The organism is Phaeocystidibacter marisrubri (assembly GCF_008933165.1).
GTDB lineage: Bacteria > Bacteroidota > Bacteroidia > Flavobacteriales > Schleiferiaceae > Phaeocystidibacter > Phaeocystidibacter marisrubri.
Genome location: NZ_WBVQ01000002.1, coordinates 473,748 through 500,180 on the forward strand (window position 1 = coordinate 473,748; position 26,433 = coordinate 500,180).

The window sequence follows — 26,433 nt, forward strand, 5'->3', positions numbered from 1 at the left end:
TGAATCATCGGTTGGTAAGAAAAGTTTTGATCGTGACTGCTTTTGCGGGCTTGATATCTTCATGTGGTGGAGCAAAAGATTGCGATTGTCCGCATTTTGGCGAAGTTCAACAGCAAGAGCAGGTTAGGTCTTGATTTCGCAACTAGAACCATTTTTGCCAGAGGGATCTGCTCCTTTTGTAGCCGACTTATTAAAAGATCATTCTTTTAAATTGAAAGTCGTGCGACCTCGAAAGACCAAGCTCGGAGATTTTCGCCCCAACCTCCGTGGAGGCCCTCATCAACTCACGGTGAATGGCGACCTCCCTCCTTCTCATTTCCTACTCACTTTGGTGCATGAAATTGCTCACATGAAAACCCATGAAACCTTTGGCTTGAAGGTTAATCCGCATGGAAAAGAGTGGCAAAACACCTTTGCTAAGTGCATGGAACCCATCATGGAAGCAAAAATTTACGCTCCAGAAATTGAGGCAGAAGTAAGGCGATATCTTTCCAAACCCAAGGCGAGCTGTTCGGCCGACACCCGTCTACTTCGCGCTCTACGCGCAGAGAACGAGCATTCTTCACCTCTGTTAACACTTGAAGAAATTGAAGAAGGAGCCCTCTTTGTCCTGCCGGGAAGAAAGCCCATGAAACGCGGTAAAAAGAGAAGAACACGATATCTATGTGAAGAGCTCGATTCAGGTCGTACCTTTGCCGTCCATCCATTGGCAGAAGTTCAACTCCTGAAATTGAAAGATGAAAGAGATTTTCTCTAACCCAAGTTTTAAACTCGGTGTACTAGGCGGCGGTCAGCTCGGAAAAATGATGCTAGCCGAAACGCGCAGATACGATATCTACACAGTGGTGATGGATCCAGCGGCAGACGCACCATCCCGACTCGCTTCCAACGAATTTGTTTGCGGTTCACTTATGGATTACAACACTGTCCTCGACTTTGGTCGCGGATTGGATGTTCTCACCATTGAAATTGAACATGTAAATGTTGATGCCCTAGAGGTTCTTGAAGGTGAAGGTGTGAAAGTCTTCCCGCAACCAAGGGCACTCCGCATTATCCAAAACAAGGCCGTTCAGAAGCAATTCTATAAGGATCATCAACTTCCCACTTCTGATTTCTTCACGTTTGAAAACGCGGAAGAATTGCACGAAGGATTGAAGAAGGGCAACTGGAAACCACCTTTTGTTTGGAAGGCTGCTACTGGTGGTTACGACGGATTCGGCGTGAATATCGTTCGCACCGAAGCAGACATTCAAAACCTTCCAAACCAAGCCGGACTAGTAGAGGCCTTTGTTCCCTTTGAAAAGGAAATTGCGGTGATTGTTGCTAGAAATGAAAACGGTGAAGTGGTTTCATATCCGGTTGTAGAAATGGAATTCCACCCTACAGCTAATCAAGTGGAATACGTTCTCTGTCCAGCTCATATTTCACCAGAGGCTGCAGAAAAGGCTAAAGAATTAGCAGAAAAAACCATCGCGGCGTATGATCTTGTCGGCCTTCTTGCCGTAGAGATGTTCTTGGCCAAGGACGGCAATATCTATATCAACGAAGTAGCTCCACGTACACACAACAGTGGCCACCTGACTATTGAATCGAACTTCACTTCTCAGTTTGAACAACACGTAAGAGCGGTGACCAATATGCCGTTGGGTTCAACTGATCTTCGCATTCCTGCTGTGATGGCCAACTTGGTAGGCGACAAAGGGTACAGCGGCCCCGTGAAATACGAAGGCTACCGTGATTTGCTTGCTATGAGAGGCGTTTACATCCACTTGTACGGCAAGAGTTCTACTCGTCCTTTCCGCAAAATGGGGCACGTTACGGCCACACACACCGACCGAGCTGAGGCACGTGCCGCTGCCGAAAAGGCAAAGGACGCCATCCGTGTACAAAGTAGATAATCAAGTAGGTAGACCTATCTTTACTAAAAAATAGAACACATGATTGGAATCATCATGGGAAGCAAAAGCGACTTACCTGTTATGCAGGAAGCCGCAGATATGCTCGACGAATTGGGTGTGAAGTACGAAATCACCATCGTATCTGCACACCGCACTCCAGAACGCATGTATGAATATGCCAAAGGCGCGCACAAGCGTGGCATTAAGGCCATTATTGCCGGTGCAGGCGGAGCAGCTCACCTTCCAGGAATGGTTGCTTCCCTTACTCCACTTCCTGTTATCGGTGTTCCAGTAAAATCACGCAACAGTATTGATGGCTGGGACAGTGTTCTTTCCATCCTCCAGATGCCAGGCGGAGTTCCCGTTGCGACCGTAGCGTTAGATGGAGCTAAGAACGCCGGTATCCTCGCCGCTCAAATTGTGGGCAGTGCAGATCAAGTGATCCTTCAGAACCTTATCGACTATAAAGAAGGTTTGAAAAATAAAGTGTTGAAATCGGCGGAAGAATTAGAGAATCGGTAGAGCTGGTTAGCTATAAGCTTCTGGCATCCATCCAAAAATAAAAATCCCGCGAGAACATCGCGGGATTTTTTCTTACAACGCTTTCAACAAAGCCATTAAGTGTTCTTTCTTTCTATTGGCGACAGGAATCTTAGAGTCGTCTTCCATTATCACATATCCACCGTCGGATTGAACGTAGCGCTTCACGTAGTTCATGTTCACTAGGTGGCTTTTGTGGATGCGCTCAAAGTTGTGGTCAGTAAGCATGTTATCGAATTCCTTGAGTGTTTTACTGGCCAACAAGTTCTTGCCCGTTTTCAACACAAACTGCGTGTAGTTGCTCGACGATTCGCAACGCAGAATATCGCTCACTTTGATGATGTGCATTCCGTCTGAACTTGGAATAACAATCTTCTTTGGCGATTCCGCAGCCGAGCGGAAGTTTTCTAGCAATACAGAAATGTTCCCACTGGGCACTTCGTTACTCACTTGTTGAACTTTTCGAACAGCCTTTACCAATTCCTCTGGATCGATGGGCTTCAATAAGTAATCCAACGCTGAGAACTTGATCGCTTTTAGGGCGAATTCATCATGAGCAGTGGTGAATATCACCTCTCCGTTCCAAGTAATTTCTTCCTGATGGATTCGCTCAAGTAGCTCAAAACCCGTTTCGCCTGCCAGCTTTACATCAAGAAACATGACGTCTGGCTTGTTGGCGATCACTTCTTTTAGAGCAGATTCAATATCTCCCGCTTCAGAAATAGGATTGATATCTGGGCAAAATAGCTCGAGCTTGCCTTTGAGGGCTGCACGGCTGTTTGCTTCGTCGTCGATTATTAGTGCTTTAAGCATGGGGCTGTGTTGCTGTTCACACAAACTTAACGATTCTATCCGTGCTTTGTGTACACATTGAGCAAACGAGTTTCTTCCTCGATTAAACGACCCATTCAGGCCTTAATCATCGTCCCATTCATCGGTGTTCTGTAAAGGAAGTTGAAGAACCACTCGCGTACCTGATGGATTGCCATTCTGGTCATGGAGATCTTGTACAATCACAGCACTCCTTCCCCCATAGGTTTTCTCGAATAACTCCACTCGTCTTCGACTAATCTCGCCTGCCAAGCTTCGGTGATTGCGTCCACTATTCTCTCGGATTTCAGCTGCTCGCTTCCTTCCCACACCATTGTCTTCAATCACGCAACGAAGTCCCTTGCCCTCGTCGGTTTGTTCAAAGTGAACGGTAACCTTCCCTCCACCTTTTGGTCGAAGGCCATGTAAAATCGCATTCTCAATATGTGGCTGAACCATCATGGATGGCATGGAAGAGCCATAGGTATCTAGTTCTTCATCAATAATAATCTCACTGTCGAACTCTCCAGAAAACCTCAGCTTTTCGAGTGACAAGTAGTTTTCGAGCAATTGGATTTCGGTGTGAACGGGAATGACATGTTCTCTGGAACTCTCCAACATCAATCGCATTAACTTGGCGAAACTGTTGAGATACTTCACTGCTTCTTTGGGTTCATTCTTAAAAATAAAACCCGAAATGGCATCCAAGGCATTAAAGACAAAATGTGGATTCATTTGAAGTCGGAGTGCCCTTCTTTCCAAGTCATTTCGCTCTTCCTCCAAGGCTAACATACTTCTCACTCGACTCAATCGCACGCGCACGTACGTTACCACAATCCCAACAACTGCCGCCACAACCAACACATAGAACCACCAAGTTTTCCAGAACGGAGGTTTTATAGCAAATCGATAAACATCAGATGCCAAGGTTCTACCGCTCAAAGGGTCGTAGGCACGAACTTCAAAGGTGTATTTCCCAGGAGACACACTGGTGAAAATCGCTTCCGTATTGTGTTCAGCATTTACCCAATCCTCACTGAGAGGACTCAGTTTGTATTCATATTGTAATTCATTTGGATCTGCTACCCCCATTGCGCTATAGGCAAAGCGCAAATAGTTTTGGTCATATGGTAAAACAAGATCTTGAGGCATGCCTGTCCACGGTGAAATGGAATCGGTCCACAAACCCCAGTCTTCTGGTTGCTGAAAATAGAGATCGAGACGAAGTAAGCGAATGGTTCCCACTGCATCTCTGTTGTGACTTGAGCGTAAAGGTGCCACCAATAATCCTTGGTTGGTTCCGAAAATAATGGAGCGATCTGAGCGCTGAACACTGTGAGGATTACATTCCATGGAACCAAAACCTCGAGCCTCTGAAACGCGGGTTCCAAAGGTCCACCCTCCTTGCCAAATCACATTCTGTATCCCAAGTTCGCTGCCAATCCAAGCGTCGTTATCTACCACATCTAACGACCATACATTATCGCTTAACAAACCCCGTGTAGTGGTGATGGAATCGAGGCGATCGCCTTCCAAACGCCACAAACCGTGACCATTGGTCGCTAGCCACAACACCCCATTTTCAACCTGAAAAGTAGATGTTGAAATGCGAAGCATAATCTCCTCGCGAATGGGGTATTCCCAATCTTGACCATCAAAAACGAGAATTCGACCTTCTATATCTAATGCCCATAATTGGCCGTCCTCATCTACCTGAACATGTGAAATGGCCGTTGATTGTAAGTTGGGATCAATCTGACTAAAGCGGATGCCGTTGTACCGATAAATCCCCTGTGTGGTTGCGATGACCAAATCGCCATTCGCATACGCATCGATATCAAAAACAAAAGCATTATCCAAGCCACCGGTACTTCCGTACTTCACAAACCGATTTCCCACTTTCTTGGCCAAGCCGTTTTCAGTGGCAATCCACAAATCGCCATCTTGGGTTTCCGTAATGTCAAAGATGAGTCCAGAAGGAACGCCATCCGATTCATCATAAGTGGTGAAATCTCCTTTAATGGTTTTTCGAGAGAGTCCCGACAGGCCGCCCATCCACCAATCACCATTGCGGGTTACGCACAAGGCATGAACACGTTCATCACCCAGTCCATCTTCAGAGGTGTATCGAAACAAATCGGGCTCCACTAGTCGGCTCAAGCCGCTGAGACCTCCAATCCAAATCCGACCGTCAGACGAAACAAACAAGCAACGAACTTTTGGCGTAGACAGTCCTTGCTCTTCGGTAATCGTCACACCGCGGTAGCCGTCTTGCTGACTCGCATCATACCGACGCAAACCCCGTTGATAACTGCCGTACCACCACCGTCCGTAATTGTCGTGCACAATGTCGCGAACGTCTGGATGAGCTTCTGTATCTAAGGTACCGCTGCTCAGGTTCTTTACCCCTACTCCCTTTCTAAGGATGAGGTATACATCATCGGCGGCGCCTACTTGAATGGTTCCAGAATAGTTCTCGTTTTCGGGAATAAAGATGGATCGAACATTTCGCCCTTCCCACCATTTCACCCAGTCTCCCTCTTCATACTTCCACAATCCATCGGATGCTCCCACAAAGAGATCTTTTGCACAAGCCACAGACATTATCTCCTGATTATCGGGTAATTCCAACGTTTCAAGTTCCCCGCTGGGAAGAACAATCACCAACGACCTCCGCAGAACTAGAAGAATGGAATCTCCATGCGTACACATATCGAAAACGCGATCTGAAGGCACGTTGAACGGATCTTCAAAAGTCTGACCATTGAAGAAGCGAAACCCCTTATCGGTTCCCACCAACAGTCCTTTATCGTGACGAAAAATAAGAGAAGTGACATAGTTAGATGGTAGACCATTTTCGGTAGTATACACAACCGAATTCTGGCCGTCGAATCGGGCCAAACCACCCCCCTCGGTAGCCACCCACATGAAACCCAACTCATCTTCGGCAATATCGTTTACCGTAGAAACTGGAATTCCCTCCTTTTGTCCGTACGACTGAAAGAAATACTGTTGCCCTATGCCCGTAAGAGAGCTGCAAAAGAGGAGTAGAAATAGAAATATGTTGTGATAGCCCTTCACCAGAGCCAAGATACGCGATTTCACTGCTGGTGCAATATTCCCGAGAACCATTGTGGGCATAGCAGTTTGCAAACGCATGTAAACGTTTATCATACGACTATCTGCATTGTGTCTGTTGATATTGCAGCATGTTCAAATGGATCAATTTGCTTTTGTTGTCATTCATTTCCAACCGCAGCTTAGCGCAAGCGAATCCCGGTTTTGCAGGATTAATCTACTCTCCTGGCGAAGAGCGTATTCGAAACGGTCTCGATTATCCGCAAGTGGGAAAGCATGCCTTTCTGTGGAATGTTCAATCTCGCGCCGTGCATATCCCCAGCTGGTTTGTTCACAAGGCGGCATTAGGTTGGCGGGATGAGTACAATGCGGCGAGTATTCAGTGGAACGTCAGTGGAAAAGACGAGTGGGGAGTTCAAACAGCGACGTTGGCCTACGGTCGAAGGGTTCTGAGTGGCACTACAATTGGCATGGGCAGTCGGGTTGAGTGGTTGCGAGGAAATCTTCAAAGTGTCTATCGGTTCGGTTTCGACTTCTTCACTCACTTTTCTGTTGCCAAACTCGAGGGAACCCTTCTCCTTCAAAATGTACTCGCTCATACTTCAGCCTCCCAAACGCCAGATCGCAATATGGCAACGGGATTCTGGCTCAACTACCATTTGAATAATAGCCAACAAATCGGACTAAAATGGTTGAACGAGCTTCATTCCGCCGCCACTTTTGCTTTGGAATATTCGATGTCCATCCCTCAGGGAGAACTCTTTCTGATAGCGAGCACACAACTCAACTTAACCTTTGGATTCACATTGCGGACAAGGAGATTGAATGTGGCATTTGTAGCAGGCGTAGGCAAACCGTACACTGGACAAATTGGGCTGGGACATGCGATGGCTCTGTAGCATCTTTGTTATGGGACTTTCCTTCATTGGATTCTCACAAGATGAACATCCTCTTCCTCCGGCAGATGCCAACCTCAGCAGTTACCAACTCCAACAGTGGAACGACGATTTGGAGTACTACCAAAATGACCCAATGTCACTTTGCGAAAGTGATCCCAATGTTTTAGCGGACCACCCTCTCCTCACATTTCAACAAGCTGTAAACCTGACCTATTACACCCATCGCTCAGGCTGCATCTTAGATTGGGGAGAGTTGGGAAACATCAAAGGATTTAGTCGGGAGTGGATAGAGATAGCTAAGCCTTACTTCACGTTGGCTCAACCTCAATCTGGATTTAGATTTCTACCTAAATACTACACTGCTAAACTCCGACTTGGCTTCAAAGTCAATGGCCCCGTAAACAAAGGAACGACAACTGGAGCCTACCCTGGCCCGTCCTTTCAAGATGGAGGCAGTCTAATACTCAAAGCGCAGCCATACGAGATTGGACTTCGTTGGCAACGTGACGCGGAAGAACCTTGGCTATCCATTCAAAGAGGCATTTGGGATTATTGGAGTGGATACGCCATTTGGCGACCTACTTCCTCTGCCTCTTTTGGGATCGGTAGTTACCGATTGGGATTTGGAACAGGGCTTCTGGTTGGCAGTGCTTTTGGTGGAAGACGGATCAGCTCATTGAGTGATCTTCATCGGCGTGTTTCTTCCTCACGTATGAGTGCCTCCGCCATGGAAAGTGGACAATGGACGGGCTTCACATCCGTCTATCACAGATATCCTATCGGTATTCGTGTTGCTATCGGAAGAAGCAAATTGGATGCACGGATAGAAAGCGACACCATCTCCACCCTCTACTCCACGGGATGGCATCGAACGAAAAGTGAACGCGCTTTCCGAAAAACGGTAGAGGCTTGGAATTCCTTTGTAGAACTGTCGTACTCCCTCAACAACTTCAAATTGAGTGGTGCTTTCAATTATATAAAACTCAGTCATCCCTATGGAGGTCGAAAAGAGTATGGCGGAACATCCTTGCACCTGCAGTATCTGCTCGGAGCCCTGCACATCGAAAGTGAAACAGCCATCGATTCTAGAGGGAGGTTCGCATTGATAGGATCCGTGAGTAAAGCTATAGACGATCATACAATCGGACTGCGCATAGAGAATATCACATTGGATTATCAACCTCATCCGATTCAACATCCCCCTTTACTTGTTAGCGGAAATGGAGTCCTATCCATGCAGGCATTCTGGCAAACTCGCTTTTACGGGGGTGAAACCTCTCTTCTACTCTTTGCCGGGAGAGGTCTGCAAAAACGATCCACACCACTCGAAAAGTGGGGTTGGGAATGGAAAATAAGCAAGCGGATTCATTCGGTACTTTGGAGTTCTACAGCGCGACAAACCGTGCAAGAAGGGACCTCGTATTACGTCGTCCAGCGCCTTGAATTCAACACTCCCAATCCAATGGTTTCATTGCGGTGGAATGGAAACTTCAATCGAGTGAACGCCATTTCACAATCGTATGCTGTTCAAGCGATATACACGCTCAAATCACATCAAATCACTGGACAAATCTATGCGTACAATGATGCGGGAACAGGACATAACACATGGTTATACACTCCAACCACATCTATGCAAATGCGGATAGCCGCCTTGTCTGGAAGAGGAGTTGGAGTCAGTTTAAAATGGACCTGGGAACTTACGAATCAGCACAGTGTACAAATTGCTTCTTACTCCGACGAGCGGGTTGGAGCTATTGAACGCGGATCGGGAAATGACCAATCCAGAGGCAACAGAAGCTTTTCAATTGTGATTGAATACCATTGGAAGTTAGGAAACCGAAACTCCTAACTTCTCCATTTCAAGCCAAAATTCAGGGAAAGATTTCGCGACTACACCAACATCATCGATATCCAAATTCCCAAAGAAGGACAGTGGAGCTAATGCCATTGCCATACGGTGATCCTCGTGAGATTTAAACACAGTGTTGGGAAGCACAGGTTTTGAAACAGACCAATAAATGGAACTCGACAGTGGAGTGGGCTCACCACCAACGGCCTCAATGGTCTCCACCAATGCGGCAATTCTATCGGTTTCTTTGATCCGTAGCGTTCGCAATCCCGATACTTTACCCGAGCGACCTTGTCCAACCGCAGCAATTATCAGCGACTGGGCCAAGTCGGGATAATCTAGTAAATCAAGATGTACGTCATCGGTTGGAATATGGGTGCGTTCCAGCTTCCACAAAGCACCATCCCAAGTACCCACAACACCAAACTGTGGCGCAAACTCCTGCAAAACTTTGTCGCCTTGAACGGACTTAGGAGAGAGTCCGTGTATCGCCAGAGGCTTTCCAGTGACCGCCACCCACGCTAGAAAAGCGGCAGCTGCTGACCAATCTCCTTCAATGGGAACATCTACGCGCTTAGTTACCTTGCCATGTACATGAATTCTCGGACCATCAAACTCCGCATGCAAACCTGCCTGACGAAGAACTTCAGCAGTCATTTCCACATAGGGCTGCGACACTCCTCTGCTGGTTCGATGAATGAGAATACCATCTTGTGTAGCTGTCGCCACCAACATTAAGGCCGAGATAAACTGCGAACTCATGTCCGCAGGAATATAAACTTGCCCACCGCGCAAGTGCTTTCCCACAATTCGCAGTGGCGGATAACCATGAATCGATTCATATTCGATATCAGCCCCCATACTTCGAAGGGCATCTACCAAGGGACCAATGGGTCTTTGGTGCATTCGATCTGTTCCAAACAGCCGACAAGAACGCCCTCTTGCCACCGCGAAATACGCCGTGCTAAATCGCATTGCCGTACCAGCCGGACCGAGGTTTATTTCGCCGCTGCCCTGTTCCAAAGCGCGTTGCAAGATGGCGGTATCGTGAGCCCCAGACAAGCTGTGCATGTGAATGTGCTCAGGATAAAACGCTCGCAAAATCAGCCAGCGATTAGCCACACTTTTAGAAAGGGGGACATTCACAATGGGAACATCACCCGCCTGCTCTTTCCAAGATACCGTCTTCATGATTTAAGATGCTTGCCAATTCTCGTATGCACGCCGAATTAGACTAGGGTCAACGCTACAATCAATTACCGCTTTTCCCACATTCTCCAAAAGGACAAATCGAACCGAATGATTCGTGTTCTTCTTATCGTACTTCAACCATGAAGTTACGGATTCCCATTCGGATTCCGGCAGTGCCAAACGACCAAAAATGGAAGCTATATCCGATTGTATTGCCTTTGCTATTTCAGCGTCTAGCAGACCTGAAAGCACTGACAATTCCAACTCTAGCCACATTCCAAACGCTATGGCCTCACCATGTAATAGAGGGTCATGAGGATAAGCCTCTAAAAAATGTGATTCAAGTGCATGTCCCAGAGTATGACCAAAGTTCAATTCCTTGCGTGCCCCTGCTTCCAATGGGTCACTCTCCACCACATCCAACTTGATGTTCATGGAAGCACGAACCTGATCAGGGGTCACCTTCTCGAATCCCGTTCGAATTAAATCACTGTAGTGCGATGCATCTCGAATGAGTCCGTGTTTAAGCATTTCGGCAAAACCCGATCTCAACTCACGTTCGGGAAGTGTCTCCAAGAAATCGGGAATCAGGAACACTCCTTCGCAAGCCGCGAAAGCACCCACTAGATTCTTCACGCCTGCAACATCTACAGCCGTTTTTCCGCCAATAGAAGCATCCACCATCCCCAGTAGAGAAGTTGGAATATGGCAAAATCGAATCCCTCTCATGTAAGTTGAGGCGATAAACCCACCTAGATCGGTAATCATACCACCTCCTACATTCACAAGAATGGATTGACGATTGGCTCCGAGTTCCGCGAGGGCCGACCACAGTTGGGCAGCCACTTCAATGGACTTTGACTCTTCACCCGGTGGAACTTCCAGCAACTCGTACTCCCCCAAGTTGGGCAACTCGGGCAAAAGTCGAGTCAAACACTGCTCATGAGTGTTTTCATCCACTAAAAAGAAAACCTTTGAAGACGATGCTTTAGCCTCTGAAAGTAGCGCGTCGAAAGCGATGAGCGCTTCTTCCGTATTATATATGCTTCCGAATTTGGTATCTCGGTGATTCATACCCAACTTTGATTCTCAGAAATGATGAAAAAAATCATCACTTGACATGACAAAGATGAGTTTTTTTTGATGGTTACTGAACTATATTTGCCCGCTTGCCACAATCAATTGAATTGGTGAAATGCTGATTAATTTTTCAGATACAGCTACAGCCTTTCGGAACAAATCGGACTTCGATTTAAGAAAGAGTTACATACTGTTCAGCACTCTCGGTTCGCCTGCCATCGTGAAGATGGGTAAGGGATTAACAGAGTTCGCTTTTAAGAGTGGATTACCCGTAAAGGGTCTAATCAAAAAAACGGTTTTCAACCAATTTTGTGGGGGAGAATCGATTGAAGATTGTGGAGAATCTATCGACAAGCTCATTGAAGCTGGTGTGGGTAGTATTCTCGACTACAGTGTAGAAGGAAAAGAGATTGAAGATGAATTCGATCGCACCAAAGACACAGTAGTACACAGTATTGAATACGCGTCTGAAAAAGTTGGCGTTCCCATTGCCGTTTTCAAACCTACAGGCATGGGCCGATTTGCGCTTTATGAAAAGAAAAGTGCAGGTGATGACCTCACGCCTCAAGAAGAAGCGGAATGGCAACGCGTGGTAGGTCGATACACCGAAATTTGCGATGCTGCCGATAAGTTCAACATTCCCGTAATGGTGGATGCGGAAGAATCGTGGATTCAAGATGCGGTTGATGAATTGGTGACGCAACTCCAAATGCAGCACAACCGCGAGCGAGTAGTCGTGCTCAACACCATACAATTCTACCGCCACGATCGCCTAGAATTCCTCAAGCGATCCTTAGAACACGCCGAACAAAACGGCTACTTCTACGGTGTGAAAATAGTTCGCGGTGCATACATGGAAAAAGAGCGTGACCGCGCAGAAGAAATGGGATATGAAAGTCCTATTCAACCTGACAAAGCGAGCTCAGATCGCGACTACGATGCAGGCATTCGCCTTCTTATGGAAAACATCCATCGCATCAACTTTGTATGCGGCACACACAACGAAGCTTCTAGTCAGTTGCTAGTGAGTTTAATGGCAGAAAACGACATCGACCCGGGAGATCGACGCATTTGGTTTGCTCAGCTCTATGGCATGAGTGATCACATTTCATTCAACTTAGCTGCGGCGGGATACAATGTGGTAAAATACCTCCCGTTTGGTCCTGTAAAAGACGTCATGCCATACCTCATCCGAAGAGCGGAAGAAAATACTTCTGTTCGAGGGCAGACAGGTAGAGAATTGGGCTTGATTAAAGCAGAATTGAGAAGAAGAAAGCAGGAAAAACATCAACCTGCTACCGATCACTCTCAGGTATAAGACTAGCTTTTCCTAGTTTTCATTCAGGACAGTCGCAGCTTACACCTTCCGGAAGCGTCCAACGCATTACCGTTGCCGTGCTATCACAATTCTTAATATAGAAAGAATGCACACCATTATTGCCTTGATAATCTAGCTTGTAGGTGTTGCACATATTATCAGTTCCGCGTTTGTTAAACTCAAAATCAACATCGGAATTGTTCAATACACCTGTGTAGAAAGTGGTATCTGCCGACATACAACTGTTCAGACATTCCACGGCTGGACTGAATAGCAATTCCTTCTTTTGAAGGTCTGACAGCACGCGATCATTGGGAAAATAAGAGCATTTGAACTCTCGATCGCCAAACATGAATATCACCAAAAGGGTTCCCAAGCCAACACCGACAAGGAACCACCCCATACGTCGTAAAAATGCCATGGCGCAAAGATAACCGCTAGACGGTAACGGCGATTCTAGATTATGAAATTATCCAAAGAGCAAGTTACCATCGCTGTATGGAAGGTCGAACCACTCCCCAATCGCCTTGTTCACCAGCACTCCATTGTAGATATACATCCCCGCTCTAATCTCCTTTCGGAATCGGAGAGAATCTTCTACGCCACCTTCTTCTCCGAAGGAGAGGAGAAGTTGGGCGAAAATATTACTCAATGAAAAAGAGGCAGTCCGAGAAACGCGTGAGGCAATGTTGGGAACACCGTAATGAATCACGCCGTGCTTCACCACCACAGGATCGTCATGCGACGTTAATTCCGATGTTTCAAAACAACCCCCTTGATCTATGCTTACATCTACAATCACCGAACCCGGCTTCATATTCCGCACCATTTCCTCTGTAACAATACACGGGGTCCTTCCTCCTTCCGAACGGATGGCACCAATGGCAACATCACATCTACGAAGGGCCTTTTCAAGGATTTTTGGCTGCGTTACACATGTATAAATAGGGATCGGCATTTCCGCTTGTAAGCGTTTTAGCCTGGAAAGTGACTTGTCAAACACCTTTACGCTAGCGCCCATTCCAGTGGCTGTTCTAGCGGCGTAGGTTCCAACGGTACCGGCACCAATTATCACAACATCGGTTGGGGGAACTCCGGTAACACCACCCATAATGTATCCCTTTCCGTTGTTTACGTTGCTGAGATACTCGGCGGCAATGAGGATGCTGGCATTACCCGCAATTTCGCTCATATGACGAACGATGGGAATCTGTCCTTCTTCGTCTCTGATATTCTCGTAGGAAATCGCAGTTACGCGTTTCGCCATCAATTTTTTAAAATACTCCCTTGTGCAGGTTTTAAGCTGGAGAGCAGAAATCAGAGTTTGCTTCTGTTTCATTAAATCCAACTCTTCCATGCTAGGCGGCTCTACTTTGAGCACGACATCACATTCAAAAACCTCCTTAGGTGTATAAGCAATGGTTGCCCCTGCTTCAGAAAAATCTCGGTCGGTGTAACGAGCACCTTCACCGGCTTTCGTTTCCACCAACACTTCGTGTCCGTTCGATACGAGAAGATGGACACCTTCAGGTGTAAGTGCAACGCGATTCTCTTGCATACACGTTTCACGAGGCACACCAATTTGAAGTTTCCCTTTCTTTCTACTCACAGCCAATCGCTCTTCTTGCGGAACGAGTTGGGTACTTGAAAACGAGAAGTAATTCGGTTCGGTCATGGATAGTTCAGAATCTTACTGCACCCAGCGCTTGGCCATTTTGGCTTGCACCAATTTTGATAACATCCGAGTGATTAAAAGGTACTTCAAATACTTCATTGCGACAATTGAGGGACGTCGATTTCGATGTGGCGAACACCGTTAACCGAGGTAATGGTTAGTAGAGTTATTGTGCTAGGTAGCAAGGTAGGGATTTTTTCTGGCCACTCTACGAGGCATCGAGCCTTGCTGTAGAAGTAGTCCTCGTAGCCCATATCCAATGCCTCCTCTTCATCTTCTAACCGATAAAAGTCGAAATGAAAGATGGTTTCGCCGCTCTTCGTTCGGTATTCGTTTACCAAAGAGAACGTAGGACTTTGCACTATATCCTCCACTCCCCAAGCCTTGCACAATTGCGCGATGGTTGTGGTTTTCCCAGCCGCCATCTCGCCTTTAAAAACGATGACTCCGCTGCTGGGCAACACCTGGGCAATTTCAGGCGCCTTCTCCACGAGCTCCTCAAGAGAATGTAGGGTAAAACTATAATGCATGGGCGCAAAGATAGTCTTCGCAAGTGGTGTTATTGCAATTCAAGGTTCGTCGACTTTCGCTGTGAGTTCTAGTTCAAAAAAGAGCGATCCACCCTCATTTCTATGTGTGTAGTTGAGTCTATACTGATCTGATTCTGCGGTGTAATCCTGTAAACTCCAACGGTTCTTAGGCAAGACCTCGGTCACTTCGAAACCCAACTTCTTTTGTTCGTAGTTGATGTGCGATGGAGAAATTCGTTGAGTGATCACACGCACTCGCCCTCGATATATCTCCACTACTCCACTTTGCAGTTTATTGGTATAACTGTGGCCAGCGCTCTTATACTCCCATCCAAAATGAATCTGGTTGAGCTTCTCTAACCGCTCTTCCTCCGTCATCTGCATTAGAGACATTAAATCGGCAATAGTAAAATCGCGCTGCGCACTTCCCGTTGCCGCTTGAATCTGACTATCTCGAAGAAGTGGAAGGAAATTGTGCGGGTAAGTAGGATCGTAAATCACGTAAATCTCTCTTCCCTTAGGGTACATGTAGAGTCGTTCTCGTATTTCAGGAAAAGATTCTTCTCTTCGATTGCCCGACTGATCTCTCCATAGCAAGCTCACCGAAGAATCATCTCGCTTGCCGAAATTATCGAAGGAAACAGAAATGACCCTTGCCTTGGTCAGAACTCCAGATTCGCGCAACACAGAATGGTTGTGATCTTCATAAGTAGAGTCTAGAATAAAACCGAGAATAATTGCAGAAATGGAAATTACGAAGATGCCCAAAATGGACGACGCACTCCAATCAGGGTAAGCATAACTTGCATTGCCATCCTTCGGCTTTCGCCAAACAAAATGGAAGAGCCAACTTAGATAAGCAGAGGCGGAAATCAATATCCCTCCCATTACAGACCTAAACGTGGACGATGTTATCGTGCCCGTTGATGCATCTCCAAAGAAGTAATAGACCGCCCCTAGAAAAGTCAGCACGGATCCGATGAAAATCCCCTTGGCCACTCTTGTCCGGTTCAGACTCACCGACTTTCTATCCACTGAATTCAAAGCCGCCTGAATATAAGCCTCTACCGTTGCTTCAGAATATCCCTTGGATTCCAAGTAAGCCTCCAAACGGTAAATGCGTTCTCCCCGTTTGAGTCTTTTCGCGAGTTCCTTTACTAGCTCTTCTCTCATCGAAGTAATGTCTAGGCCATGAGCCGAAATAGTCCGAACAGCAACCGGATTATGATGAGAACGCCCACCACTCCAATGGCAACGGTTTTCCCCTCTACTCTGCCTTTTATTTGATTCTCTTTAGTGTTCGGGTCGAAACTTCCATCTAACACATCATCCATTCGAATCCCCCTAACTAGCAATTCGTGAATGTTTGGAATTACAGTTCTGGTAACGGCTGCACTATTTGGCGCACCTCCATCTGGCCTACCATGAACGTTGAAGTAAATTCCTTTCTTCAATTCCGCAATTGAGCGCTCCTTCAATAAAGGATTGGTTTGCATTGAGTAGCCATACACGTAATGATCTACAATCTTGTTGTACAATTTTCGAAAGGCTACTTTCAAATCTTCCCCCGTTCGTGTAGACATCACCGTAGCGAGGTTGATGATCTCCTTATTGCTCTCTATTTCTGCAATCGTTTGATCAACCATGGATTTATCTGGAAAGGATTTGAGTACGTCTAGATGAACACCTAGGTAGCGAACCACTTTGCCCATTTCGCTGCTGTTCTCATCGGTGAGGCCGCCTTTGGTATCTCCTCTCGAAGTAAGGCGTTCCACAAAAATGAACATATGACGCATTTGAAGCGGTGTGGCTTCTTGTCGAGTTGAGAGCTTCACGCCCTTGTAGAACCCGAGAGCTGGCGGTGTAACCACTTTGTAAAATTGCTGAATCTCCTCACAGAATGCGATCAAACTCGCCCTTGAAAAATGCCCGCTGGATTCCAGAATTTGTGTACACCGTTCATCTATTTCTGTTTCAGTTGCCAAAGAGCCCGACTGACGTACTAACTCTTCTCGAATGACTTGAGTTACGGTTTTCTTTGTGATAGGCATCAAGCGATAAATGAAGGCGGGATAAGATTCATCCCATCCGCCCGACCAATCGTCAATTAATTCACGAATGCCCGAAAAATATACATCTGCATCGGTGAGTCCGAGTTTATTAGGACCGTTCACATGATAGATATCGGCATCTTGGTATTCATCCGTAGACACCTTCTTTCCGTTCTCGTACCACTCAACAATGTAAGCCCCTGCTGTTTCACCAATCATGTAAAACACTGCTTCACTAGCAGGAGCAAAAATTTCTGAAAAATCATTGATATCCTCTCCAAGAAAGTCATAATCGAAGTAAAGGGTGGTGCAACCGTTTCTCTGAATGATGGCGAATTGATCCTCTTCAACATCCAAAAAAGGTTCATCACCAAGAACCGTTTCTTCTACGAGTTCTAATTCCCTACCCAGTACATTGGCGAGCTCGAGAGGAGAAGTAATTCCGTCTTTGAGCACTGCGCCAGCAAAGTTCATTCCCATGAGAGAGGCGTTTTTTATTTTGCATTGGAAGATAGAAACCTTTGAGCAGTTCTTCCCAATCTGACATAAAAAAAGGCGCAACTGAAACCGTTGCGCCTAGATCTATTTGGAGAATTTTGAGGATATCACCCTTTACCCTTCAACCAGACTTTAGGAATAATCATTTCCTCAAGTGAGAGTCCGCCGTGCTGATAGGTATTGCGGAAATACTTCACATAGTGATTGTAGTTGTTGGGATAGGCAAAGAACTTGTCGTTCTTCGCAAAAACGTACTCATCACTGAGGTTGCGCTTTGGCAAACCATGCGATTCTGGATTTGTCACGCGATAAACATCGCGTTTGTCATAGGTCATATTTCTCCCCGCTTTATAGCGAAGGTTGGTAGACAAATCTCTTTCTCCCACCAACTTAGAAGGCTCATTCACATTGATGGTTCCATGATCAGTAGTAATCATGACCATATCATCGGTTTCTGCCACCTGGCGAAGTAGGTCGAATAAAGGCGAATTCTTAAACCAGCTCTCGGTCAAGCTTCTGTAGCCGCGGTCATCGTCTGCCAACTCCTTAATCACTTCCATCTCAGTTTTAGAGTGGGAGAGAATATCTACGAAATTATATACGACCACATTCAGGTTGAAGTCGCGGGTATTTCCAAAAGAATCTGCCAATCGCTTGCCACTTTGATGGTTCGCTACTTTGGTATAGTTCATCTTCACATCCTTTAAGCCCAACATATCTAGTTGTGCCTTGAGGAAGAAGTCTTCATTGAGGTTCTTGCCTTCGTCATCTGTATCGCCAACCCATTTATCTGGGAATTTCTTAGCAATTGCCGATGGCATCATTCCTGCGAACAGAGCATTTCGGGCAAATTGAGTTGCCGTTGGTAAAATGCTGAAATAGGCATCCTCACTTACCACACGGTAGTACTCTTCTAGCATGGGTTGAATAATCTTCCACTGGTCAAAGCGGAGATTATCAATCACCACCATCATAACGCGCTTCCCTTCGCGGAGCACTGGAGCCACTTCACTTTTCACCAATCGGTGCGACAAGAGCGGGGCTCCTTCTGCGTCGCGAATCCAATCTTCGTATTCATCTTCTACAAAGCGAGAAAACAAATTATTCGCCTCTTGTTTTTGGGAGATCAAGATCTGCTGAAGCCCCTCATCTTCCAATTTCTCTAGGGCCAATTCCCAATACACCAGCTTGCGGTACAACTTCGTCCAGTCTTCCCAAGTGCGAACCTCCGCCAATTCCAAGCTGATGTTTCTAAACTCCTGTTGATAAGACGAAGTGGTTTTCTCATTCACCAATTGTCGCGTTTGAAGATTCTTCTTCAGTGACAAGAGGATTTGGTTGGGATTCACCGGTTTGATCAGGTAATCCGAAATCTGCTGACCGATTGCATCTTCCATGATGTGCTCTTCCTCGCTCTTCGTAATCATCACAACCGGAAGAGATTCATGCTTCGACTTTAAGCGTTGAAGTGTTTCCAACCCTGAAAGGCCGGGCATATTTTCATCCAAAAAAACGATGTCGTAGGAGTGCTCATCGACTAAATCGAGTGCCTCATCTCCGTTGTTCGCCGAATCCACAACATAGCCTTTCTGTTCTAAGAAAAGCATGTGTGGTTTTAGCATATCTATCTCGTCGTCTACCCAAAGTATCCGAGTGTTCTCCATAAATTCGATCTTAATCCATGCAAGTTAGCACCTCCAACGGATTCAATGTGCTGAATATTTGATGAAGTTCTGCTGAAAATCCGAACTTAAGTGAAAACTTTGCAAGACTAAGTTCAAGCTTATGGCCTTTGAGGCGAATTTCACCAACAAGTACAAGATACTTAACGATCCCATTTACGGGTTCATTTCCATTCCAAGCGAGCTCATTTTCGATTTGATTGAGCACCCGTATTTCCAACGTTTACGGAGGATTACACAACTTGGACTCACCTATTTGGTGTATCCCGGTGCCTATCACACCCGATTCCACCATGCGATTGGAGCCATGCATTTGATGCAAAGGGCGGTTTCCATCCTGAGGAGCAAAGGGCACGACATCACGCCAGAAGAGGAAGAAGCGGTATACGTTGCCATCTTGTTGCACGACATTGGTCATGGGCCATTTTCGCACGCCTTGGAATTCACCTTGGTTCGAAACGTCAATCACGAACAGCTCTCTACGCTTTTCATGGAGCGCTTAAACGCGCAGTTTGACGGAAAGCTCACCACGGCAATTCAGATTTTCAAGAATGAATATCCCAAGCGATTCTTGAATGAATTGATCAGTAGTCAGCTTGACATGGATCGCCTCGACTACCTACGCAGGGATAGTTTTTACACAGGAGTTACAGAAGGAGCCATCAATTCAGAGCGTCTTCTCACCATGCTCAACATTGCCAACGATCGTTTGGTGGTAGATGCAAAGGGAATCTATTCGGTAGAGAAATTCATCGTGGCTCGCAGCTTGATGTACTGGCAGGTCTATCTCCACAAAACCGTTCTCAGTGCAGAATTCATGCTTGTGAATGTGCTTCAACGTGCCAAAGAGCTAGCAGCCGAGGGCATCGAAATACACGGCACCACCGCTCTGAGAACTTTCATGTACGAAGATCCCACATATGACGAGTTCATGAACAGCACTACACTGCTTGACACCTTTGCGCATTTGGACGACTTCGACATCATGGCCTCCATTAAGGAATGGTGCAACCACAGCGACAGAGTATTGAGTGATTTGAGTAGGCGAATTGTAGAGCGGCGACTCTTTAAAATTGAAATTCGCAGAGACCCGTTCAACGAAGACTATGTGAACGAAATCAGGACACAAACTCAAGCCTTATTCGGTTTCACAAGTGATGAAGCGTCGTACTACATCATTGAGAAAATGACGGCGAACGACATTTACAAGGCAGGAGATAGTCAGATTCGACTCCTCTACAAAGATGGCCGTGTAACCGATGTAGCGGAAGATGCTGACCAGCTCAATTTAAAGGCCTTACAAACTTCTGTAAAACGTCATTTCATCTGCTATCCGAAGGAAGTGGGCCCTGTAGATCTACCCAAATAGAACGGGATTTCACGTTGTAAAAATCGAGGATTCGTAGGGATATTCAGCCATTCCATTATACGTAGAGCGAAGTAGGCTAGCAACGCCTATTTTTCATACTTTTGGCGGGATGGAATTTAGCGCGAAACAACTAGCTGAACTTCTAGACGGACGTGTAGAAGGAGATGCAGAATCGACAGTGAGCAAACTGTCTAAGATTGAAGAGGGCGGAAAAGGCTCTCTTTCGTTTTTGGCCAACCCTGCTTACGAAAAGTATATCTATACCACTACAGCTAGTATAGTTATTGTTTCAGAGGACTTTAAGCCTACGGCAGATATTAGTACAACGCTACTTCGCGTCCCGGATGCATACAGTGCATTTGCCAAGTTGTTGGAGATGTACAATGCCATGCGCAATAGCAAAACTGGTATTGAAAAACCCACCTTCATTTCTGAGTCTGCCAAGATTGGAAAAGACATCTATTTAGGTGCTTTTTCGAGTATTGGTGATTTCTCTTCAGTGGGCGATGGCACACGCATTCATCAAAATGTGCAGATTGGCGACAATGTGACCATTGGTGAAAACTGCACCATTTTCCCCGGTGTAACCATCTATGCCGATTGTGAGATTGGCAACAGCGTCACCCTCCACGCCGGAGTGGTGATTGGTGCCGACGGGTTTGGATTTGCTCCGAATAGCGAGAACTCCTACGATAAGGTGGCACAAATCGGAAATGTGATTATTGAAGATCACGTGGAAATTGGAGCCAATACCACCATAGACCGTGCAACATTAGGCTCCACGATCATCCGCAAAGGCGTGAAGCTCGACAACCTCATTCAGGTGGCTCACAATGTAGAGATTGGTGAGAACACCGTAATTGCTTCTCAATCTGGAATTGCAGGTTCTACCAAAATTGGCAAGAACTGTATGATTGGGGGTCAAGTGGGAATTGTAGGACACCTCAACATTGGCGACAATGTTCGCATTGCGGCGCAAAGTGGCGTTTCTAAAAACATCAAAGAAGGCAAAGTGGTTCAAGGATCACCTGCCTATGATTATACCGAGTATACCAAGTCTTACGCCGTATTCCGTAGACTACCGGATTTGGCAAAAGACCTACACCAGTTGAAGAAAACCAACGAATCATGAACCAGCAAACCCTAAAGGCACCTGTACACATTAAAGGTGTTGGATTGCACACAGGAGTTGAGGTAGACCTCGTTCTACATCCTGCTCCAGCCGATCACGGATTCAAATTCAAACGCGTTGACCTAGATGGACAACCTGTTATTGATGCATTGGCATCTAACGTAGTTAGCACCGATCGCGGAACTACACTCACTAAAGGGGAAGCGAAGGTTTTCACTACAGAGCACGTCCTTGCGGCGCTTGTGGGTTCTAAAATCGACAATTGTCTTCTTGAGCTAAACGCACCTGAAACCCCCATCTTAGATGGTTCTTCTCGTCCGTTTATTGAAGCCATTGCCAAAGTAGGTGTTGAAGAACAAGATGCTCCTCGAAGAGAGTTTGTCATCGACGAAGTGATTCGCTACTACAACGAAGAAGAGGATATCGAAATCATTGCCTTACCTGCTGATGAGTATCAGGTAACCGTTATGGTTGACTATCAGACTCGCGTATTGGGCAGCCAAAATGCGCACATCGATCACATTGATGAGTTTGCCACTCAAATTGCCCCTGCTCGAACTTTCTCGTTTTTACACGAATTGGAATTCTTGCTAGACAATGGGTTGATTAAAGGTGGAGACCTCAACAACGCGATTGTTTATGTAGATAAAGAGGTGAATGACGAGACCATGAAGAAGCTTCGCAAGGCCTTTGACAAGGACTCTGTGAAAGTGAAGCCCAATGGCATTCTCGATAACCTCGATCTCCACTTCCCAAATGAAGCCGCTCGCCACAAGCTACTCGATGTAATTGGCGATCTCGCATTGGCAGGGAGAAACATCCGCGGTAGAATTATCGCAACCAAGCCCGGACACAAGGCTAACACCGAATTTGCAAAGATTCTTCAGAACACCATTCGGAAAGAAGATGCTCGTCCAAAGGCTCCTAAAATTGACCTCAACGCAACTCCACATTACGATGTTGTGGAGATCATGAAGCGCTTACCTCACCGTCCACCATTCTTGTTGGTAGACCGCATCCTCGAAATCTCTGAAAACCACGTTGTGGGCATGAAGGCGGTTACGATGAATGAAGCCTTCTTTGTAGGACACTTCCCAGGCGCCCCAGTTATGCCGGGCGTTCTTCAGATTGAAGCACTAGCGCAAGTGGGAGGTATTCTCGCACTAAGCACAGTACCCGATCCGGAAAACTACTTGACGTACTTCCTCAAAATAGACGGAGTAAAGTTCAAGCAAAAAGTTACCCCGGGCGATATGCTCACCTTCCGCTTGGAACTTACCGAACCGATTCGTCGCGGTATCGTTCAAATGCACGGACAAGTTTTTGTGGGCGAACAACTAATTACTGAGGCATCGCTGATGGCTCAGATCACTAAAGAGAAATAATATGAACCAACCACTCGCCTACGTACACCCCTCGGCTAAGATTGCCGATACGGTAGTGATTGAGCCATTTACTACGATTCACAAGAATGTGGAAATTGGTGAAGGCACTTGGATTGGTAGTAATGTCACCATAATGGAAGGGGCGCGTATTGGGAAGAATTGTAGAATTTTTCCCGGTGCTGTTATCTCTGCCATCCCTCAAGACTTGAAATTTGAGGGGGAAGACACGACTGCTGAAGTGGGAGATGGAACCATTATTCGAGAATGTGTGACCATCAACCGAGGAACTAAGGCAGCAGGTGCTACTATTGTTGGTAAACACTGCCTCCTACAAGCCTATTCTCACATCGCACACGATTGTGTGGTAGGAGATCATGCCATCATTGTAAATGGTTGTGCCATTGCCGGGCACGTAGAAATTGGCGAGTATGCCATCTTGGGTGGACTCTCCGCCGTTCAACAGTTCACAAAAATCGGTGCTCATGCATTTGTGGGAGGTGGGTCATTGGTTCGTAAAGATGTTCCTCCGTTCGTAAAGGCCGCTAAAGAGCCGATTTCTTACGCGGGCATCAACAGTATTGGCTTGAGAAGAAGAGGGTACGACAACGATAAGATCAACGAGATCCAGAACATCTACCGCATTCTTTTCCAAAAGAACTTCAACGTCACTCAAGCTGCCGAAATCATTGAAGCCGATTTTGAAGCAACCAAAGAGAGAGATGAGATTCTCACCTTTATCCGCACTTCACAAACCGGTATCATGAAAGGGTTCAGCCTAACGCGTAATGCAGGTTAAGCTCGAAGACATCGGTAAAAAATACGACCGACATTTCGTTTTTCGCGGAGTGTCGGTCGATCTTTTTCCAGACACCCGCGTAGCCATTCTTGGCGGTAACGGCTCTGGAAAGAGTACCCTACTGAAAGTAATTTCCGGTAGTCTTACAGCTACCACCGGAAAGCTCAGCATTATAGACGATTCTGGCGCATCTATTCCCGTGATGGATTACATGCGAAAAGTGGCCTTTACAGGTCCATATACCGAGGTTATCGAGGAATTCAACCTCAGAGAAATCGTCGATTTTCAATCTAAATTCCGCCCTTGGAGAAACAACCTGAGCAATGAGGATGTGGTGGAATTGACGGGATTGAAGAAAGTATCTGAACGCAGTATTGCCAACTTCTCTTCAGGCATGCGTCAACGCGTTCGTTTGGCTCTGGCCATTTTAGCCGATACTCCAATTCTACTCTTAGATGAACCCACCAGTAATTTGGACGCAAAGGCGATGAAGTGGTTTCACGAATTGTTGGAACAACACATTGAGAATCGAATACTTTGCGTAGGTTCAAATCATCAATCGGCGGAAATTGCCCTTTGCACAAGCGAAATCAATCTGACTAAATGAAAGTAGAAGCGAAGAAGAGAATGGACCTCATCCTTTGGGTGATTTCTACCTTCTTCATTTTTGCTACCCTACTCCTCCACTCCCCTTGGCGCGATGAAGGGCAGGCTATTATGCTGGCTCAAGATGCTACCGGATTCTGGGACCTTATTCAACGCATTCGTTGGGAAGGTCATCCTATGCTTTGGTTTCTCATTGCGAAAGCGGCTGGCCCTAGTATTACTCCTCTCATTCACGGATTAATTGCGGTATTGACCAATGCCATCATCGTATTTAAGAGCAAGTGGCCTGCGTGGATGCGTTGGACACTCCCCTTATCCTTCTACTTTGTGTTTGAATACGCTGTGATATCCAGAGATTACGCCATTGGTGTGCTTCTCCTATTTACAGCGGTCAGCCTTTGGAAAGGCAAGCACAGAAATCGAATGAATGGAGCTTTCATACTCTTGCTTCTCGCTACACAAGCCAACTTCTTTTCAGCGCTTTTAGCTGGAGTGCTCGGCTTGCTCATGCTCCTCGAAAATCCGAAAGACAAAAATTGGTACTGGCGCATTCCTCTTGCCCTGTTTGTTCTGATCTTCACAGCCTATCAACTCACTCCTCCCGAAACCGGAGGATTTGCAAGTGAACGCAGTTTTGACTTCGACAAACTACAGCATGCTACACAGATGTTCACTGGGGGAACCCCTCTTCCTGTTTACCTCACTCCATCGACTCCTGCCATCAGCATCCTTTTTTTTACGAATGGAATTAGTCTGCTAGTCGCACTCGGTCTACTCTCATTTATGACGCTCACATTGAGAAAGGTGTCGCATCAAATGGCATTCGCGATTGTTTCATTCGTCATACTTCTCTTCTGCAGCATGGTATTGGTTGGCTTTGCAAGACACCTTGGGCACATTTGGATCTTCTACCTCCTTTTGCTCTTTGTAGAAAGCAGGGAAGGCATTGAAATTCGCCCCACAATTTTATTGAAGCTATTGGTGGCCGGCCAACTTGTTGGCGGACTGACACATTTGGTGTTCGAATACATTACCCCCTATTCGGAATCCAGAGGAATGGCCGACTACTTAGAGAATAAAAACATTCCCGCACAACGCACTGCTGTATTCCCTGCCGCCTATGGAGCAGGCATCAGCCTGCTATCGGGCGAAGCCTACTACCAACCCGACATGGACACCAGCATGACTCACATTATTTGGAATCCAGATAGTCAGGCCGACTACTACCCAAAAGATGTTTTGAGGAGATTATTTGAAAGGTACCAGGAGGGTGAGGTCTATTTGATCACGCCCATCAACATGACCTATGAAAACGCTCGGAGCATAAATCCTTGGAAACCCATTCTTCAACCTGAAGAAATTAATACCCACAGCGAGTCCGGTTTTGCCGAAAGTTTTCACCTCTATAAAATCCAGTTAGACTCTCTGTCAAAACCCTAGAGTAAAAGCTCTATTTTTGCTACACAAACAGATATTATGGCAAGTACTTCAGATATCCGCAATGGGATGTGCATCACGTACAACAACGACCCATTCCAAATTGTAGAATTCCTTCATGTGAAGCCGGGAAAAGGCAATGCATTTGTTCGCACCAAGATGCGTAACCTCAACACAGGTAGAATGCTCGAGCACACCTTCCCTGCAGGTACTAAAATTGAAGAAGTACGAGTTGAAACTCGTCGCTATCAATACCTCTACAACGACCAAGACGGTTTCCATTTCATGAACATGGACACCTATGAGCAAATTACGCTTCAAAAAGACTTGATCAATGCTCCAGAGTTCTTGAAAGACGGCATGGAGACCAGCATTCTTTATCACACCGATGAAGATCGTCCGCTTTCATGCGAGCTTCCTGCCACCGTTGTTCTTGAAATCACTTACAGCGAGCCGGGCCTAAAAGGAAACACTGCAACGAACGCTACTAAACCTGCCACACTAGAAACAGGTGCCGAAGTTCGCGTTCCTCTCTTCATTGAAACTGGAGAGAAGATTGTAGTTGATACAACAACAGGAGCTTACAAAGAGCGCGCAAAAGAATAA

At 46.3% G+C, this 26,433-nt stretch carries 23 protein-coding genes; 13 read left to right on the forward strand and 10 right to left on the reverse strand.

The annotated features are described in order from the left end of the window. The first annotated feature begins 220 nt into the window (after positions 1-220). Genes F8C82_RS09580 through purE form a run of 3 tightly spaced genes read left to right on the forward strand, consistent with a single transcriptional unit; the run spans position 221 to position 2,420 of the window. Complete coding sequence (locus tag F8C82_RS09580) at positions 221-757, forward strand: SprT-like domain-containing protein (RefSeq protein ID WP_151693368.1); 537 nt, start codon at positions 221-223, stop codon at positions 755-757. Next, positions 738-1,898, forward strand: a complete 1,161-nt coding sequence (locus F8C82_RS09585; protein WP_151693369.1) for a 5-(carboxyamino)imidazole ribonucleotide synthase — start codon at positions 738-740, stop codon at positions 1,896-1,898. Before F8C82_RS09580 ends, F8C82_RS09585 begins: the two co-directional genes overlap by 20 nt. Before the next feature lie 39 nt (positions 1,899-1,937). Next, entirely contained in the window at positions 1,938-2,420 is a 483-nt protein-coding gene (gene purE, locus F8C82_RS09590) for a 5-(carboxyamino)imidazole ribonucleotide mutase (protein WP_151693370.1), read from the forward strand. 72 nt (positions 2,421-2,492) lie between these two features. On the opposite strand, the gene F8C82_RS09595 is transcribed toward purE, so the two are convergent. Further along, positions 2,493-3,251, reverse strand: coding sequence for a LytR/AlgR family response regulator transcription factor (locus F8C82_RS09595; protein ID WP_151693371.1), 759 nt, complete (start codon positions 3,249-3,251; stop codon positions 2,493-2,495). Between the two features lie 102 nt (positions 3,252-3,353). Then, on the reverse strand, positions 3,354-6,407 hold the full coding sequence (locus tag F8C82_RS09600) for a ligand-binding sensor domain-containing protein (protein ID WP_170266214.1): 3,054 nt from the start codon (positions 6,405-6,407) through the stop codon (positions 3,354-3,356). Between the two features lie 50 nt (positions 6,408-6,457). Between F8C82_RS09600 and F8C82_RS09605 the strand changes: the two genes are divergently transcribed. Both F8C82_RS09605 and F8C82_RS09610 read left to right on the forward strand, forming a co-directional pair. Beyond that, positions 6,458-7,225 carry a hypothetical protein gene (locus F8C82_RS09605; protein ID WP_151693373.1) on the forward strand — a complete coding sequence of 256 codons (768 nt, stop codon included), beginning with the start codon at positions 6,458-6,460 and terminating at the stop codon, positions 7,223-7,225. Then, positions 7,209-9,077, forward strand: coding sequence for a hypothetical protein (locus F8C82_RS09610; RefSeq protein ID WP_151693374.1), 1,869 nt, complete (start codon positions 7,209-7,211; stop codon positions 9,075-9,077). Before F8C82_RS09605 ends, F8C82_RS09610 begins: the two co-directional genes overlap by 17 nt. Here the strand turns inward: F8C82_RS09610 and F8C82_RS09615 are convergent. Together F8C82_RS09615 and aroB are read right to left on the reverse strand one after the other, a co-directional pair. Next, positions 9,057-10,268 carry a 3-phosphoshikimate 1-carboxyvinyltransferase gene (locus tag F8C82_RS09615; protein ID WP_151693375.1) on the reverse strand — a complete coding sequence of 404 codons (1,212 nt, stop codon included), beginning with the start codon at positions 10,266-10,268 and terminating at the stop codon, positions 9,057-9,059. The genes F8C82_RS09610 and F8C82_RS09615 overlap by 21 nt on opposite strands. 3 nt (positions 10,269-10,271) lie before the next feature. Next, positions 10,272-11,342 carry a 3-dehydroquinate synthase gene (aroB, locus tag F8C82_RS09620; protein WP_151693376.1) on the reverse strand — a complete coding sequence of 357 codons (1,071 nt, stop codon included), beginning with the start codon at positions 11,340-11,342 and terminating at the stop codon, positions 10,272-10,274. Positions 11,343-11,463: 121 nt separating this feature from the next. Between aroB and F8C82_RS09625 the strand changes: the two genes are divergently transcribed. Further along, positions 11,464-12,666, forward strand: a complete 1,203-nt coding sequence (locus tag F8C82_RS09625; protein ID WP_151693377.1) for a proline dehydrogenase family protein — start codon at positions 11,464-11,466, stop codon at positions 12,664-12,666. 19 nt (positions 12,667-12,685) lie between these two features. On the opposite strand, the gene F8C82_RS09630 is transcribed toward F8C82_RS09625, so the two are convergent. The 6 genes from F8C82_RS09630 to porX all read right to left on the reverse strand — a co-directional run bounded on the left by F8C82_RS09630 (position 12,686) and on the right by porX (position 19,084). Further along, positions 12,686-13,087, reverse strand: coding sequence for a hypothetical protein (locus F8C82_RS09630; protein ID WP_151693378.1), 402 nt, complete (start codon positions 13,085-13,087; stop codon positions 12,686-12,688). A 48-nt stretch (positions 13,088-13,135) separates the two neighbouring features. After that, on the reverse strand, positions 13,136-14,341 hold the full coding sequence (locus F8C82_RS09635) for an alanine dehydrogenase (RefSeq protein WP_151693379.1): 1,206 nt from the start codon (positions 14,339-14,341) through the stop codon (positions 13,136-13,138). 95 nt (positions 14,342-14,436) lie between these two features. Then, positions 14,437-14,871, reverse strand: coding sequence for a tRNA (adenosine(37)-N6)-threonylcarbamoyltransferase complex ATPase subunit type 1 TsaE (tsaE, locus tag F8C82_RS09640; protein ID WP_151693380.1), 435 nt, complete (start codon positions 14,869-14,871; stop codon positions 14,437-14,439). 39 nt (positions 14,872-14,910) lie between these two features. After that, positions 14,911-16,044 carry a hypothetical protein gene (locus F8C82_RS09645; protein ID WP_151693381.1) on the reverse strand — a complete coding sequence of 378 codons (1,134 nt, stop codon included), beginning with the start codon at positions 16,042-16,044 and terminating at the stop codon, positions 14,911-14,913. A gap of 11 nt (positions 16,045-16,055) precedes the next feature. After that, positions 16,056-17,402, reverse strand: a complete 1,347-nt coding sequence (locus F8C82_RS09650; RefSeq protein ID WP_151693382.1) for a hypothetical protein — start codon at positions 17,400-17,402, stop codon at positions 16,056-16,058. Positions 17,403-17,527: 125 nt separating this feature from the next. After that, the gene (gene porX / locus F8C82_RS09655) at positions 17,528-19,084 is read right to left on the reverse strand and encodes a T9SS response regulator signal transducer PorX (RefSeq protein WP_151693383.1); all 1,557 of its coding nucleotides are present in this window, start codon (positions 19,082-19,084) and stop codon (positions 17,528-17,530) included. A gap of 121 nt (positions 19,085-19,205) precedes the next feature. Between porX and F8C82_RS09660 the strand changes: the two genes are divergently transcribed. The 7 genes from F8C82_RS09660 to efp all read left to right on the forward strand — a co-directional run bounded on the left by F8C82_RS09660 (position 19,206) and on the right by efp (position 26,433). Next, positions 19,206-20,471: an HD domain-containing protein gene (locus F8C82_RS09660; protein WP_151693384.1), complete on the forward strand. Its 1,266-nt coding sequence runs from the start codon at positions 19,206-19,208 to the stop codon at positions 20,469-20,471. 109 nt (positions 20,472-20,580) lie between these two features. Then, positions 20,581-21,603 (forward strand): UDP-3-O-(3-hydroxymyristoyl)glucosamine N-acyltransferase, encoded by a 1,023-nt coding sequence (lpxD, locus tag F8C82_RS09665; RefSeq protein ID WP_151693385.1) that lies wholly within the window; start codon positions 20,581-20,583, stop codon positions 21,601-21,603. Then, the gene (locus F8C82_RS09670) at positions 21,600-22,988 is read left to right on the forward strand and encodes a bifunctional UDP-3-O-[3-hydroxymyristoyl] N-acetylglucosamine deacetylase/3-hydroxyacyl-ACP dehydratase (protein ID WP_151693386.1); all 1,389 of its coding nucleotides are present in this window, start codon (positions 21,600-21,602) and stop codon (positions 22,986-22,988) included. The genes lpxD and F8C82_RS09670 overlap by 4 nt, the downstream gene beginning before the upstream one ends. Position 22,989: 1 nt before the next feature. Next, positions 22,990-23,784 (forward strand): acyl-ACP--UDP-N-acetylglucosamine O-acyltransferase, encoded by a 795-nt coding sequence (lpxA, locus tag F8C82_RS09675; RefSeq protein WP_151693387.1) that lies wholly within the window; start codon positions 22,990-22,992, stop codon positions 23,782-23,784. Beyond that, on the forward strand, positions 23,774-24,391 hold the full coding sequence (locus F8C82_RS09680; RefSeq protein ID WP_151693388.1) for an ABC transporter ATP-binding protein: 618 nt from the start codon (positions 23,774-23,776) through the stop codon (positions 24,389-24,391). Before lpxA ends, F8C82_RS09680 begins: the two co-directional genes overlap by 11 nt. Then, positions 24,388-25,830, forward strand: coding sequence for a hypothetical protein (locus F8C82_RS09685; protein ID WP_151693389.1), 1,443 nt, complete (start codon positions 24,388-24,390; stop codon positions 25,828-25,830). Before F8C82_RS09680 ends, F8C82_RS09685 begins: the two co-directional genes overlap by 4 nt. 36 nt (positions 25,831-25,866) lie before the next feature. After that, positions 25,867-26,433, forward strand: a complete 567-nt coding sequence (gene efp, locus F8C82_RS09690) for an elongation factor P (RefSeq protein WP_151693390.1) — start codon at positions 25,867-25,869, stop codon at positions 26,431-26,433.

Excerpts from the sequence above, each read along its gene's own strand:
- aroB (WP_151693376.1), bottom strand. The coding sequence starts at position 11,342 with ATGAATCACCGAGATACCAAATTCGGAAGCATATATAATACGGAAGAA.
- F8C82_RS09645 (WP_151693381.1), bottom strand. The coding sequence starts at position 16,044 with ATGAGAGAAGAGCTAGTAAAGGAACTCGCGAAAAGACTCAAACGGGGA.
- F8C82_RS09680 (WP_151693388.1), top strand. The coding sequence starts at position 23,774 with ATGCAGGTTAAGCTCGAAGACATCGGTAAAAAATACGACCGACATTTC.
- F8C82_RS09600 (WP_170266214.1), bottom strand. The coding sequence starts at position 6,407 with ATGCGTTTGCAAACTGCTATGCCCACAATGGTTCTCGGGAATATTGCA.
- F8C82_RS09635 (WP_151693379.1), bottom strand. The coding sequence starts at position 14,341 with ATGACCGAACCGAATTACTTCTCGTTTTCAAGTACCCAACTCGTTCCG.
- F8C82_RS09685 (WP_151693389.1), top strand. The coding sequence starts at position 24,388 with ATGAAAGTAGAAGCGAAGAAGAGAATGGACCTCATCCTTTGGGTGATT.
- efp (WP_151693390.1), top strand. The coding sequence starts at position 25,867 with ATGGCAAGTACTTCAGATATCCGCAATGGGATGTGCATCACGTACAAC.
- F8C82_RS09605 (WP_151693373.1), top strand. The coding sequence starts at position 6,458 with ATGTTCAAATGGATCAATTTGCTTTTGTTGTCATTCATTTCCAACCGC.
- F8C82_RS09585 (WP_151693369.1), top strand. The coding sequence starts at position 738 with ATGAAAGAGATTTTCTCTAACCCAAGTTTTAAACTCGGTGTACTAGGC.
- tsaE (WP_151693380.1), bottom strand. The coding sequence starts at position 14,871 with ATGCATTATAGTTTTACCCTACATTCTCTTGAGGAGCTCGTGGAGAAG.
- lpxA (WP_151693387.1), top strand. The coding sequence starts at position 22,990 with ATGAACCAACCACTCGCCTACGTACACCCCTCGGCTAAGATTGCCGAT.
- F8C82_RS09630 (WP_151693378.1), bottom strand. The coding sequence starts at position 13,087 with ATGGCATTTTTACGACGTATGGGGTGGTTCCTTGTCGGTGTTGGCTTG.
- porX (WP_151693383.1), bottom strand. The coding sequence starts at position 19,084 with ATGGAGAACACTCGGATACTTTGGGTAGACGACGAGATAGATATGCTA.
- F8C82_RS09610 (WP_151693374.1), top strand. The coding sequence starts at position 7,209 with ATGCGATGGCTCTGTAGCATCTTTGTTATGGGACTTTCCTTCATTGGA.
- F8C82_RS09615 (WP_151693375.1), bottom strand. The coding sequence starts at position 10,268 with ATGAAGACGGTATCTTGGAAAGAGCAGGCGGGTGATGTTCCCATTGTG.
- F8C82_RS09595 (WP_151693371.1), bottom strand. The coding sequence starts at position 3,251 with ATGCTTAAAGCACTAATAATCGACGACGAAGCAAACAGCCGTGCAGCC.
- F8C82_RS09670 (WP_151693386.1), top strand. The coding sequence starts at position 21,600 with ATGAACCAGCAAACCCTAAAGGCACCTGTACACATTAAAGGTGTTGGA.
- lpxD (WP_151693385.1), top strand. The coding sequence starts at position 20,581 with ATGGAATTTAGCGCGAAACAACTAGCTGAACTTCTAGACGGACGTGTA.
- F8C82_RS09660 (WP_151693384.1), top strand. The coding sequence starts at position 19,206 with ATGGCCTTTGAGGCGAATTTCACCAACAAGTACAAGATACTTAACGAT.
- F8C82_RS09625 (WP_151693377.1), top strand. The coding sequence starts at position 11,464 with ATGCTGATTAATTTTTCAGATACAGCTACAGCCTTTCGGAACAAATCG.
- F8C82_RS09650 (WP_151693382.1), bottom strand. The coding sequence starts at position 17,402 with ATGGGAATGAACTTTGCTGGCGCAGTGCTCAAAGACGGAATTACTTCT.
- purE (WP_151693370.1), top strand. The coding sequence starts at position 1,938 with ATGATTGGAATCATCATGGGAAGCAAAAGCGACTTACCTGTTATGCAG.